At 67.0% G+C, this 12,339-nt stretch carries 16 protein-coding genes; 9 read left to right on the top strand and 7 right to left on the bottom strand.

Features of this window, described 5'->3' with window-relative positions:
* Positions 1-42: 42 nt before the first annotated feature.
* Complete coding sequence (gene mntR / locus J3E61_RS21725) at positions 43-747, top strand: manganese-binding transcriptional regulator MntR (protein ID WP_192720998.1); 705 nt, start codon at positions 43-45, stop codon at positions 745-747.
* Here the strand turns inward: mntR and J3E61_RS21720 are convergent.
* The 4 genes from J3E61_RS21720 to J3E61_RS21705 are packed head-to-tail and all read right to left on the bottom strand — an operon-like array spanning position 744 to position 3,666.
* Positions 744-1,151 carry a hypothetical protein gene (locus J3E61_RS21720; protein ID WP_192720999.1) on the bottom strand — a complete coding sequence of 136 codons (408 nt, stop codon included), beginning with the start codon at positions 1,149-1,151 and terminating at the stop codon, positions 744-746. The genes mntR and J3E61_RS21720 overlap by 4 nt on opposite strands.
* 15 nt (positions 1,152-1,166) lie before the next feature.
* Positions 1,167-2,048: a tRNA pseudouridine(55) synthase TruB gene (gene truB, locus J3E61_RS21715; RefSeq protein WP_210084934.1), complete on the bottom strand. Its 882-nt coding sequence runs from the start codon at positions 2,046-2,048 to the stop codon at positions 1,167-1,169.
* On the bottom strand, positions 2,045-2,719 hold the full coding sequence (locus J3E61_RS21710; RefSeq protein WP_210084933.1) for a 4'-phosphopantetheinyl transferase: 675 nt from the start codon (positions 2,717-2,719) through the stop codon (positions 2,045-2,047). The genes truB and J3E61_RS21710 overlap by 4 nt, the downstream gene beginning before the upstream one ends.
* On the bottom strand, positions 2,716-3,666 hold the full coding sequence (locus tag J3E61_RS21705) for a metallophosphoesterase (protein ID WP_192721002.1): 951 nt from the start codon (positions 3,664-3,666) through the stop codon (positions 2,716-2,718). The genes J3E61_RS21710 and J3E61_RS21705 overlap by 4 nt, the downstream gene beginning before the upstream one ends.
* A gap of 130 nt (positions 3,667-3,796) precedes the next feature.
* Between J3E61_RS21705 and J3E61_RS21700 the strand changes: the two genes are divergently transcribed.
* Entirely contained in the window at positions 3,797-4,366 is a 570-nt protein-coding gene (locus J3E61_RS21700; RefSeq protein ID WP_210084932.1) for a DUF3558 domain-containing protein, read from the top strand.
* Between the two features lie 28 nt (positions 4,367-4,394).
* Positions 4,395-6,089, top strand: a complete 1,695-nt coding sequence (locus J3E61_RS21695; protein WP_210084931.1) for a CocE/NonD family hydrolase — start codon at positions 4,395-4,397, stop codon at positions 6,087-6,089.
* On the opposite strand, the gene J3E61_RS21690 is transcribed toward J3E61_RS21695, so the two are convergent.
* From J3E61_RS21690 to J3E61_RS21680, 3 genes are all read right to left on the bottom strand, one after another.
* Positions 6,071-6,316, bottom strand: coding sequence for a hypothetical protein (locus J3E61_RS21690; RefSeq protein WP_210084930.1), 246 nt, complete (start codon positions 6,314-6,316; stop codon positions 6,071-6,073). The two genes, J3E61_RS21695 and J3E61_RS21690, sit on opposite strands and share 19 nt — an antisense overlap.
* 124 nt (positions 6,317-6,440) lie before the next feature.
* A complete protein-coding gene (locus tag J3E61_RS21685; RefSeq protein WP_210084929.1) occupies positions 6,441-6,986 on the bottom strand; it encodes a DUF1802 family protein in 546 nt (181 codons plus the stop codon).
* Positions 6,983-7,249, bottom strand: coding sequence for a DUF2277 family protein (locus tag J3E61_RS21680; RefSeq protein ID WP_210084928.1), 267 nt, complete (start codon positions 7,247-7,249; stop codon positions 6,983-6,985). The genes J3E61_RS21685 and J3E61_RS21680 overlap by 4 nt, the downstream gene beginning before the upstream one ends.
* A 23-nt stretch (positions 7,250-7,272) precedes the next feature.
* Between J3E61_RS21680 and J3E61_RS21675 the strand changes: the two genes are divergently transcribed.
* The 6 genes from J3E61_RS21675 (at position 7,273) to J3E61_RS21650 (ending at position 12,251) form a co-directional block, all read left to right on the top strand.
* Complete coding sequence (locus J3E61_RS21675; RefSeq protein WP_192721008.1) at positions 7,273-8,034, top strand: enoyl-CoA hydratase; 762 nt, start codon at positions 7,273-7,275, stop codon at positions 8,032-8,034.
* The gene (locus J3E61_RS21670) at positions 8,031-8,597 is read left to right on the top strand and encodes a methyltransferase domain-containing protein (protein ID WP_192721009.1); all 567 of its coding nucleotides are present in this window, start codon (positions 8,031-8,033) and stop codon (positions 8,595-8,597) included. Before J3E61_RS21675 ends, J3E61_RS21670 begins: the two co-directional genes overlap by 4 nt.
* 94 nt (positions 8,598-8,691) lie before the next feature.
* Positions 8,692-9,300 carry a hypothetical protein gene (locus J3E61_RS21665; RefSeq protein ID WP_210084927.1) on the top strand — a complete coding sequence of 203 codons (609 nt, stop codon included), beginning with the start codon at positions 8,692-8,694 and terminating at the stop codon, positions 9,298-9,300.
* Positions 9,297-10,601 carry a sigma-70 family RNA polymerase sigma factor gene (locus J3E61_RS21660; RefSeq protein WP_210084926.1) on the top strand — a complete coding sequence of 435 codons (1,305 nt, stop codon included), beginning with the start codon at positions 9,297-9,299 and terminating at the stop codon, positions 10,599-10,601. The genes J3E61_RS21665 and J3E61_RS21660 overlap by 4 nt, the downstream gene beginning before the upstream one ends.
* Positions 10,602-10,682: 81 nt before the next feature.
* Complete coding sequence (locus J3E61_RS21655) at positions 10,683-11,984, top strand: sigma-70 family RNA polymerase sigma factor (protein WP_210084925.1); 1,302 nt, start codon at positions 10,683-10,685, stop codon at positions 11,982-11,984.
* Positions 11,985-12,047: 63 nt separating this feature from the next.
* Positions 12,048-12,251 carry a hypothetical protein gene (locus J3E61_RS21650; protein WP_192721011.1) on the top strand — a complete coding sequence of 68 codons (204 nt, stop codon included), beginning with the start codon at positions 12,048-12,050 and terminating at the stop codon, positions 12,249-12,251.
* Positions 12,252-12,339 lie beyond the last annotated feature (88 nt).

Raw genomic sequence — 12,339 nt, 5'->3', positions numbered from 1 at the left:
TGGATCACCAGATCAGGTGAAGATTGCCTAAACTTTCCAACTGTGAGTCCAGACGGCAACCCTCGCGACCTGAGCACGGTTGCCCAGGACTATCTCAAAGTCATCTGGACCGCCCAGGAGTGGTCACTGGAGAAGGTCAGCACCAAGCTGCTCGCCGACCGGATCGGCGTCTCTGCCAGCACCGCGTCCGAGTCCATCCGCAAGCTCGCCGATCAGGGCCTGGTCGATCACGAGAAGTACGGCGCGGTGACGCTGACCGAGGCGGGCAGGCGCGCCGCGCTCGGCATGGTGCGCAGGCATCGGCTGATGGAGACCTTCCTCGTTCGCGAACTGGGCTACAGCTGGGACGAGGTGCACGACGAGGCCGAGGTGCTCGAGCACGCCGTTTCGGAGCGGATGCTCGACCGGATCGACGCCAAGCTGGGCCACCCGACCCGCGACCCGCACGGCGATCCGATCCCGGCCAAGGACGGCCAGGTGCCGACCCCCGACGCGCGGCAGCTGTCGGTCTGCCAGAACGGTGAGACGGGAACCGTGGCCCGCATCTCCGACGCCGACCCCGAGATGCTGCGGTATTTCGACACCGTCGGCATCAGCCTGGACTCGCGGTTGCACGTGCTGGCGAGACGCGATTTCGCGGGCATGATCTCGGTGGCCATCAAGTCCGCCAACGCCAGGGAGGACGATCCCGGCACCACTGTCGATCTGGGAAGCCCTGCCGCCGAAGCGATCTGGGTGGTCGGCTAACGCATCCCGGCCGGGTCGGGTGCCGGCTGCTTCAGGCCGGCCGACAACACGAGGGTCGACAACACGATCGCGACCAGAAGCAACGCCGCGACATCTCCCCACAGATGGCCCATCTGGTGTTCGGTGAAGGATTGCACCGCCATGATCGCGGCATGCACGACGCTTGACCACACCGCGAACCAGATCACGCTCAGGTTGTTCGCCGGGTTGCGCGCCGCGAGCAGCAGAAACACTCCGAGCGTCGCGTAGATGCCGACGATCATCATGAAATACACCGAATCGTGCGGCGAGCCGTGGTGCCACGCCCAGCCCGACGGCCACACCCAGGCCAATGGATAGAGCAGCAGCATGATCACTCCGAACACAGCCAATGCGAGTTGAAGGAGTTTGTAGGGTGTTCCCATGTCGCCAGTATGCGGCTACAGCGTCGCCGGCCGTAGTACAACAACCGACTTCGTCCGTGACACTTGATCTTTCAGCAGCGCGATGACTCTTCCATCGGGTGCGGTGGCGGCGTAAACGCCTTCGATTCCAGCGGCCGTCAGCGGCCGCCCGTGCCGGGTGTCCTCGGCCTCCGCGTCGGTCAGATCGCGGCGCGGAAACGATTGCAGGCAGGCCTCGTCCAGTGAACAGCTCAGCCGGGGCCGCTCGGCGAGGTCGTCGAGCGTGGCAGCCTGCTCCAGCCCGAACCGTCCGACGCGGGTGCGTCGCAACGCGGTCAGGTGACCGCCCACACCGAGTGCCGCGCCGACATCTCGCGCCAGCGCCCGGATGTACGTGCCACTCGAACAGTCGACTTCGACGTCCACGTCGACGATTTCGTCGTGCCGGCGGATGGCCAGCACGTCGAACCGCTCGATGCGGACATTGCGCGGTGCGAGTTCGACCGGCTGGCCTTCACGGACCAGCTTGTAGGCCCGTTTGCCGTCGACTTTGATGGCGCTGACCGCCGACGGCACCTGCGCGATCTCGCCTCGCAGCACGCCGACCGCCTCACCGATCTGACCGTCGGACACGGCGCTGGCCGAAACAGATTTCAGGACTTCACCTTCCGCATCTTCGGTCGAGGTGGTCTGGCCGAGTCGGATGGTGGCGGCGTAGGACTTGTCGGTGGTGGTCAGCAGGCCGAGGATCTTGGTGGCCCGTTCGATGCCGACGACGAGCACACCGGTGGCCATCGGGTCCAACGTGCCCGCGTGTCCGACCTTGCGGGTGCCGAAGATGCGCCTGCAGCGGCCCACCACGTCATGGCTGGTGATGCCTGCGGGCTTGTCGACGACGACAATCCCGGCGTCGGTCATAACACGATCGCCGTCAACGCCAGGCCGTCGCGAACCGACCAACGTCCCGACAACGTGTCCAGCGGAGGGCCCGACTCGGCGGCCGGATCGATCAGGATGCGCGATTCGAACGTGCCAGCAGTGCCGCTGTCGTCGACGCCGAAGGTGATGTGGGCGTCTTCGAAGCCAAGCCAGCGATGCGTCAGCGGAAACCACGCCTTGTACGTCGCCTCCTTGGCACAGAACAGGATTCGATCCCAATACAGACCCACAGGCAGCTCCTGCAGTTGCGCACGTTCGATCGGCAGGCTCACCGCGTCGAGCACACCCTTGGGCAGCACGTCGTGCGGTTCAGCGTCGATGCCCACCGAGCGCACCGCGCCGATCCTGCCGACGGCCGCACCGCGAAACCCTGTGCAGTGGGTCAGGCTACCGGTCAGGCCGTCGGGCCAACAGGGTTCGCCCTTGTCCCCCTTGAGAATCGGCACCGGCGGCACACCCAGCTCCCCTAACGCCTGCCGCGCGCAATGCCGTACGGTGATGAATTCGTTGCGCCGCTTGGCCACCGATTTCGCGATCAGTGGCTCCTCTTCCGGCAGCGGCGCCAATCCCGGTGGGTCGTCATACAATTCGGCGGCCGCCAGGCTGTCGACGCCGGGCAGCACCGCGGCAAGCAGCGGGGCGGCCGTCATGACTGCCTGGACCTGATGCGCTCTTGCACCTTCTCCGCATGGTCGCGCATTTCCTGGGTGATCTGGAAGTGACCGCCGAACTCGTTGAGGTAGCCGGGTGCGTACTTCGGGTCGGGCAGGATCTGGCGCAACCATCGATATGGCTTGCGGCGCCGCCATTCTCGCGGATAACCGACCGACACCTCTTCGTGGCGGACCCCGTCGTACCAGGTGGTGCGTGGAATGTGCAGATGGCCGTACACCGAGCAGATCGCGTTGTAGCGGGTGTGCCAGTCGGCGGTCGCCGTTGTGCCGCACCACAACGAGAACTCCGGGTAGAACATCGCGTCGCAGGGTTCGCGGACCAGCGGGAAATGGTTCACCAAGACCGTCTGGTCCATCCAGTCGAGGTCTTCGAGTCGCTTACGGGTGTAGGCCACTCGCTCGCGGCACCACGCATCGCGAGTGGCATATGGCTCCGCGGAGAGCAGGAACTCGTCGGTGCCGACGACGTTGCGCTCGCGGGCGATCGCCAGCCCCTCCGCCTTGGTGGCCGCGCCATCCGGCAGAAACGTGTAGTCGTACAGCAGGAACATCGGCACGATGGTCGCCGGGCCGCCCTCCTCCGTCCACACCGGAAAAGGGTGTTCGGGGGTGATGATGCCCATCTCGTCGCACATGTTGACGAAGTAGTCGTAGCGGGCCTTGCCGAAGATCTGCATCGGATCGCGGTTGGTTGTCCACAGTTCGTGGTTGCCGGGCACCCAGATCACCTTGGCGAAGCGCTTGCGCAGAAGGTCGAGCGACCAGTGCACCTCGTCGGTTCGCTCCGCCACATCTCCCGCGACGATCAGCCAGTCGTCGGGCGTGGACGGATGCAGGGACTCCGTGACCGGCTTGTTGCCGGTGTGACCGGTGTGGAGGTCGCTGATCGCCCATAGCGTGGGTCGGCGGCCGTCTCGCGTCACAACCGACCAGCCTACTTGCGATACGGTGAGCACCCGGACCCGCAACTAGAACATGTTCCTGTTTCCCGTCCGGGCGGCAGCGGCGGGCCGCTACACTCCCCGCAGGGTCGGGACGAATGTGAGGGGTGTGATGGTCGCCAAACTTCGCCTGCTGTCTGCGCTGTGCGCGCTGGTCGCGGCGGTGATCATGGTCTGGCAGTCGAACCCGTCGGGCCCACTGCGGGTTGAGGCGACCGATATCCCGATGACCAATGTCACCACGTCCATCAAGTGGCCGGTGGTCGATACCGTCGACCCGAAGCCCTTCGATCCCTGTCAGGACATTCCGATCGACGTGATTCAGCGGATCGGCCTGGCCGCCACACCTCCCACGCCCGAGGAAGGTCTGCGCTGCCACTTCGACGCCGGGAACTACCAAATGGCGGTCGAGGCGTTCGTTTGGCGAACCTACGAGGAAACGATCCCGCCTGATGCCCTCGAGCTGGACATCAACGGGCACCGCGCGGCGCAGTACTGGATCATGAAGCCGACCGACTGGAACGACCGGTGGTGGATCACGTGCGCCATCGCCTACAAGACCAGCTACGGCGTCATCCAGCAGACACTGTTCTACTCCCCGATCTACGCCGCCGATGACGTCGACTGCCTGCAGACCAACCTGCAGCGCGGCCGCGAGCTGAGCAACTACTACAAGTTCTAGGGCGGTCCGCTTCCGTAGAATTTGTTAGGTGACCGCAGTAACCACCGCTCCTTCGTCGTCACCGCTTCGCTCCACAGTCAAGAAGTACGCGGGCCGCGCGGTCAGCACGCTGCTGAAGCTGCCGCCACACACCACCGACTACCGGGTTAACCGCGGCCTGCGAGTACCGATGCGCGATGGCATCGAGTTGATCGCCGACCACTACGAACCTCTGACGGCCGGCCCGGCAGGCACACTTCTGATCCGCGGGCCGTACGGTCGTGGCTGGCCGTTCTCGACGTTGTTCGCGCACATCTATGCGACACGTGGCTATCACGTCGTCTTCCAAAGCGTCAGAGGCACATTCGGCTCCGGTGGCGAGTTCGATCCGATGGTCAACGAGATCGCCGACGGCGCGGACACCGCAGCATGGCTGCGGGACCAACCGTGGTTCACCGGGTCATTCGCCACTGTGGGAGTCTCGTACCTCGGCTTCACCCAGTGGGCGCTGCTCACCGATCCGCCACCCGAGATGACGGCCGCGGTCATCACCGTCGGCCCGCACGACCTGAGCGGCCCACGCTGGGGTACCGGATCGTTCGGCCTCAACGACTTCCTCGGCTGGTCCGACATGGTCGCCCACCAGGAGGAGCCCCGCGGTATCCGCGCCCTCGTCCGCCAGGTACGCGCGCGACGTGCGCTGGCTCGAGCGACGGGCGCGCTGCCGGTCGGGGAATCGGGCCGCACGCTGTTGGGCACTGGCGCACCGTGGTTCGAGTCGTGGCTCGAGCATCCCGAGTACGACGACCCGCACTGGGCGCCGCTGCAGTTGCACCAGGCGCTGGAACGCACGCAGATCCCGGTGCTGCTGCTCAGCGGGTGGCAGGACGTGTTCCTCGAGCAGACGCTGGCGCAGTATCAACGCCTGCGCGAACGCCACGTGCCGGTCGCCGTCACGATCGGGCCGTGGACCCACACCCAGATGACGACCAAGGGCGCACCGACGGTCATCCGGGAATCGTTGGAGTGGTTGGACGCTCACCTGGCGGGCACCCGACAGGTGACGCGCAAGCCGCTGCGAATCCACATCAACGGCCACGGCTGGCAGGAGCTCGACGACTGGCCGCCCACGATGCCGGAGCAGGTGTTGTATCTGCGGCCTGCTGGCCACCTCGGCGCCGCCGCGCCCGATCAGGACACTCCCCCGTCGAGTTTCACCTACGACCCCGGCGACCCGACGCCGAGCGTCGGCGGTCGGCTGCTGTCGCCAGAAGGCGGCTACCGCAACGACACTCGACTTGCCCAGCGCGCGGACGTTTTGACGTTCACCACCGCCCCGCTGCTTGCGGACCTCTACGCCGTCGGAACTCCGTTGCTGCACCTGTCGCACTCGTGTGACAACCGCTACAACGACCTGTTCGTCCGGATCAGCGAGGTGGACGCACGCGGGCGGTCGCGCAATGTGAGCGATGGATATGTCTGCGGGACAACGGATTCGCGTAACATTCGGATCGAGCTCGACGCGATCGCCCACCGTTTCCGCGCAGGGACCCGCATCCGGGTGCTGATCGCGGGCGGATCTCATCCGAGGTTCGCCCGCAATCTCGGCACCGGGGAGCCGCTGAGCAGCGGACGACGTCTCGCGGCGGCAACGCACACCGTGCATCTCGGTGAGGGTGGTACCTCGCGACTGGTGCTGCCCGCCGGCCCGCGTCCACCGTCTGCTCAGTCGTTCAAAATGTAAGTGGGCGAGTCGTATTGGCCCCAGACAATCGGAGCCGAAACGGGTGCCGGTTCGACCTGGATCGCAATGTGGCCCGGATGCTCGATGGTGATCGTCATCGCGGGGTGCGGATCGAGGTTCGATGCCGCCTGCGCGGTCCCCGCCCCGATCAGCAGCGCGGGTGCCGCGACAATCGCAGCGCCGACGACGCCTGCCGCAAACCTGTTCCGAATCTTGGTGACGTTCATGGGTGCTCTCCTTGATGTGGCGCTGCCCCCGACGGGCTGCGTGTACAGGTAGGAGGAGCGACCCAGTGCGGGTCTGACACTTTTTCGAAAGACTTTTTCCGGCCGGGCAGAACGGGACCGGTCGTCAACCCACCGAACTACGCACTCGATCGGCGATTTCGGCCAGCGTCGCCGCGTCGTGCACCGGCGGCGCCCAGTCCGGGTCGAGCGGCAGCGGAACCCAACTCTTACAGCCTGCGTACTCGGGCGCGCGCTCCAGCCGAACGGGCTCGACCAGCGGACAGGCCTGCGCGACAAGCACGGTCAGCCGGTGCTTCGGCCGAAAGTCGAGCCGGTCTTCTTTGACGGATTCGGCTGTCCAGATGTGCAGCGACGCGATCTCGTCGAGCACCTCGGGCCGGTTGACTTCAACGGCGGCAACCACTTTCGCGCCTGCCCGCACCACCAGCGCATCGTCGGTGCTGTCTGCGGCCGCCACGGCCAGCAGGTCGCGGTGTTCGGGGCGCACCCGTTCGGCGTGGCTGTGGGCGACTGTCGGAAACAGCAGGAAGCGCGAAGCTGCGACATCGAAGCGCTTTTCGTGGATGCCGCCCTTGCGCAGCAGAATCGTCTGCCTGCCGTCGAGCAACGCGTGTACCGCAGCGCTCCACTCCTTGAGGGCCGCCGTCATGTGGCTGCGAGCCTGGCCCGCACCTCCGGCCGACGCAGTGGCGGAACGGTCTTCGGCGGCTGGCGTCGCGGCGCCAGGCCTGCCAACAGCCGGGTGGTGACCTCGGTGACTTCGGCGACCGCGGCCTCGAAGACCTCGACATTGGCGCCCGTCGGGCGGGTCATGCCGCTGACCTTGCGAACGTATTGGCGGGCCGCGGCCTCGATCTCCTCAGCCGTCGCCGCCGGTTCCAGGCCACGTAGCTCCGTGATGTTTCGGCACATGACCCCCACGATAGATTCCATCCATGACCAACAACACCGACGTACTGCGCATCGAAACGCAGGACCGGGTCCGGACGCTGACGCTGAACCGCCCGCAGTCCCGCAATGCGTTGTCTGCCGAACTGCGCACGCGTTTCTTCGGCGCGCTGCGCGATGCAGAGGCCGACGCGGACGTCGACGTCGTCATCGTCACCGGCGCCGACCCGGTGTTCTGCGCCGGCTTGGACCTCAAGGAATTGGGCGATACCAAGCAGTTGCCCGACATCTCGCCGCAGTGGCCGCCGATGGCCAAGCCGGTGATCGGCGCGATCAACGGTGCAGCCGTGACCGGCGGGCTGGAAATCGCGCTGTACTGCGACATCCTGATCGCCTCGGAGCAGGCCCGCTTCGCCGACACCCACGCCCGTGTCGGGCTGCTGCCCACCTGGGGGCTCAGCGTCCGGTTGCCGCAGAAAGTCGGCGTCGGGCTGGCCCGTCGGATGAGCTTGACCGGTGACTATCTGTCTGCGGCCGACGCGCTGCGAGCCGGGCTGGTGACCGAGGTGGTTCCGCACGACGAGTTGCTGCCGACGGCGCGAAAGGTCGCCGCGTCGATCGTCGGCAACAATCAGAACGCGGTGCGTGCGCTGCTCGCGTCGTATCACCGCATCGACGCGTCGCAGACCGACGCGGGCCTGTGGATCGAGGCGGCCTCGGCCAAGCAGTGGATGAGTTCGGCCACCGGTGACGACATCGCCGCCAACCGCGACGCGGTGCTGCAGCGGGGACGGGCGCAAGTGCGATGAACAAGGCACACGAGGCGTGCGGCAGCGACGAATGGCGGCAGGCGATCCGAGAGGTCATCCTGCCGTGGGCATTGGGCGAGACGGATCTCGGCGACAACGTGCTCGAGGTCGGCCCCGGTTACGGCGCGACGACCGATGTGTTGAGCCAGTCGGCGCAGCGGCTCACGTCGGTCGAGATCGACGACCAGCTCGCCGCGATGCTGACGGACCGGTTCGCCGACGTGCCGTCGGTGCATATCGTGCATGGCGACGCGACGTCGCTCGACTACGCCGACGACAGCTTCACCGGCGCGGCCTGCTTCACGATGCTGCATCACGTGCCGACCGTTGAGCTGCAGGACAAGCTGTTCGCCGAGGTGGCCCGGGTGCTGCGGCCCGGCGGTGCGCTGGTGGCCAGCGACAGCCTGGGCAGCGACGAGCTCGCGGCACATCACGAGGACGACACCTACAACCCGGTCGATCCGTCTTCGCTGCCATCCCGGCTGGCAGACGCCGGGTTTGAGCAGATAGACGTGCGCACCAACGAGTTCGGCTGGGCCGTGATCGCGCGCGCCAAGAAATAGTTCCGCAGAAAAGTGTGCGAGGAGCGCGTGGTCGACGCTCCTACCTGTAACCGCAGCCCAACCGGGGCGGCGAAAGCACACCGAGGAACCAGCCATGACCACCGCGTACGACACCGACCCGAATGCTCACACCGTTGCCGCCGCGTGGGCGTCGAGCCCGCTCGGCCGGCCCGATCACGAAGTCGACGACGGCTTCACGCCGGACGCGCCGCGCTCAAATGGCAAGCACGCCGTCCTCGCGTTCGCGTTGGCAGGCGGGATCGGTGTCGGCGCCGCACTGGCATTGACGTTCGTCGACCTGACACCGGCTGATGACGTGGTCGTCGTACCGGGTAGCACGGCCCCGCAACCCGCCGTGGTCGTCGCGCCGACCACGCAGGCGCCGCTGCCGACGATCGTTGCGACGGCTCCAGTCGCTGCGCCTGCCATCGTCACCCCGCCCGCGAACGTGCCCACTTCGCCCGCGGCGACCACGGTGGTCGAGATCCCGACCCCGGCGCCTGCCGATGAGCCCGAGATCAACGAACCCCTGCCCACATCGGTTTTTCCGAAACCCCTACCGCCAGGACCCGGCGACTTCGAACAGCCCGAGCCGCAGCCGCCGGTGGATTTTCCCGACCTGCCCAAGGCGCCGGTGCCGAAACCCGATCCGAAGCCGGAGCCGCCGTCGGGCATCGTCCCGGATCTCGGGCTGTCGTCGTGACGACGGCGGTAGCGCACTGGGACACGGTCGGCGCGTCCGAGAGCGACGCCGACCTGGCAAGGGCTTCCGCGGCAGGCGACAAGCGAGCATTCGCTGCGATATACGACCGCCACGCCGACCGGCTGCACGACTTCTGCGCAGGCATGCTCGCCGACCGGGACGGCGCCGCGGACTGCGTGCAGGACGTCTTCTGCATCGCAGCGACCGAGCTGCCAAAGCTGCGAGACCCGGACCGGCTGCGGCCCTGGCTGTATTCGATCGCCCGCAACGAAGCGTTGCGGCGAATCCGTCAGCGCCGCAGGGAAACTCCCTCCGAGGAGCTGCCCGAAACCGAGTCCGCTGAACCTGGTCCAGAGACGTTGGCAGCCCGCCTGGAACTCGGCGATCTGATCGCCGACGCCGCGGGCGGGTTGTCCGACCGCGACCGTGCCGTCCTGGAGTTGGCGTTCCGTCACGGTCTCAACGGGCCGTGCCTTGCCGAAGCGCTGGGGATCAGCCCCAGTAACGCGAACACAATCGTGCATCGGCTGCGCGAAACCATCCAGCGTTCGCTGGGGGCGCTGCTGGTGTCACGTCGTTGCCGAAACATCGGCGGCTGCGCCGAGCTGGCGGCGATGCTCGACGGTTGGGATGGACAGTTCAATGTCCTTATGCGCAAACGCATCTCACGCCACATCGAGTCGTGTGACGTCTGCGAAGAGGAACGGCGGCGGCTTGTCAGCCCGGTCGCGCTTCTCGGGGCCGCTCCGGCCTTCGTCCCGGCGCCCGCCTGGCTTCGCGAGCGCACGCTGAACGAGATTCAACTGACGTGCGAGGCGACACCCGTGGGCGGCAACAACAATGGCTGGTTGACCCCGGTCGTCGCGTTTGTCGCCGCCCTGCTCGCCGTGCTCGGGGTGACAGTCGTGTTCATGAATCAGCAGACGACGCCGCGGGGGTCGATCGAGGTCAGCCAAGTGGCTGCTCCTCCGAAGGCTGAGCCAAGCGTCGAAGCGCCACCGCCGCCACCGCCGGTGAGCGCCCAGCCGACTGCGGCCGCACCGGCAGCGCCCGCACCGCAGATCACAGTCATGCCGAAACCTACGGCCGAGCCGACAGTGGTTGCACCGCCGCCGGTTTCGCAACCGCCAGTGACGTCGCCACCTGCACTACCGCCGATGCCGCCGCTGCCTACGCTGCCACCATTGGCGCCGTGGCCGCAGTGGCCGGGCAGCGATCCCGGCGGCCCCGGTGGCCCTGCCGGTCAATTCAGCGGCCCGTCGGACATCGCGGTCAGCCCGCCCGCGCCGAGTGTGCCGTGAGGTTTGCTGCGAACAAGGCGGCATTGCCAGTAATCTCACAGGTTGCTGCACTGTCGAGAGTTGAGGCGATGAGGAGGCGTCGTGACTGCGGTACCGAATTTGGACACCGTCGACCCGCGCGACACTGACGCGGACCTGGTGCGCGGCAGCTTGGCCGGTGACCGCGCGGCATTCGCTGCGATCTACGACCGCTACGCCGACCGGTTGTACGACTTCTGCGTCGGAATGTTGCGTGATTACGACGCTGCCGCCGACTGCGTCCAGGAGACGTTCTGCGTGGCTGCCACTCGCCTGCCGCAGCTGCGGGACCCCGACAAACTGCGGCCGTGGCTGTATTCGATCGCCCGCAACGAAGCCCTTGGTCGACTGCGGGAGCTGCGCCGGGAGGCACCGTCGGAGGAGTTGCCCGATGTCCAGTCAGAGGATGCCGGCCCCGACACGCTTGCCGCCCGCACCGAACTCGCCGACCTGATCGCAGAGGCCGCAGGCGGGTTGACGGACCGCGACCGCGCGGTCTTTGATCTCGCTTTCCGCCAGGGCCTCGACGGCCCAGAGCTCGCCGAAGCTCTCGGGGTCAGCCACACCAACGCCAACACGCTGGTGCACCGGTTGCGGCAGACCGTCGAACGCTCGCTCGGCGCACTGCTCGTGTGCCGCGGACGACGGGCATCGGGCGGCTGCGACGAGCTCGGCCAGATCCTCGCGGGCTGGAACGGACAGTTCAGTGTGCTCATGCGCAAACGCGTTGCGCGCCACATCGAGTCGTGCCAAGAGTGCGACGACGAACGGCGTCGATTGGTCAGCCCCAGTGCCTTGCTGGCCGCTGCACCGGCGTTCATTCCAGCCCCGAAGTGGTTGCGCGACAAGACGATCAACGACATCCAACTCGTCTGTCACACCAGTGCCATCGCTGGGCAGTCGGGCATCGACGACAGCGACGCCGGCGCCTCTGAAACCGACGACCGCCGCCGACGGCTCCTGCTCGCCGCGGTTTTGGTCGTCGTGCTGGGTGCTGCCACCGCGCTACTGCTGGCGTGGCTGAACGGGAAACCCGTCTCGGTGCTGCCCACCGAGATCACCGAAAATCCAACCACCACCCAGGCCACGGTCCCCGCCGTCGCACCGCCGTCGCAGACCACCGCGCCGGCGCCGCCCCCGCCGCCCGTGGCTCCGATGTCACCGTCCGACGCACCCGTGCTGATCCCGACCGAACCGCCTCCTTCGGCGTCGGAGTCACCACCGCAGGTCGCACCGTCTTCGCAGGGTCGGCCGACCCCGGTGACCAGGAGCCCGTCGTCGTACGCGCCGACGGCGACCGCGAGCAATCCGGCCCCGCCGAGTGGCGGTGGCGGCGGATCCGGCAACCGAGGGACCGCTCCGTAACACCCGCCGCAAAATTCATCGAAAAAAGTGTGCGAGCACCCCGCGGTTGCGACTCCTACCACCATGAACAACGTTCGCAACTACCAGAAGGTCCTCGCCATCCTCGCCGCAAGCGCGGCCCTGACCGTCCCCCTGACCGCGTACAACGCCGCACAGCCCACCCCATTCAACGAATCGGCCACCGGCCGAACCGTTGCGGTCGGCGACGAAGCTGCCGGGTGCGCGCACGTCGACGCACCGATGGTGGACGTTCCGACCGCCAGTTAGACCGAACCGCGTATGACGCATCCCGCGGCCCCGGGCTGGCGGACGATCAACGGTTGCGATCGAGACCGATGCCGTTACCTACGGTGAC

The sequence above is a fragment of the Mycobacterium sp. OAE908 genome, from assembly GCF_017872775.1.
Taxonomy (GTDB): domain Bacteria; phylum Actinomycetota; class Actinomycetes; order Mycobacteriales; family Mycobacteriaceae; genus Mycobacterium.
This window is presented reverse-complemented; position numbering and strand designations above follow the sequence as displayed.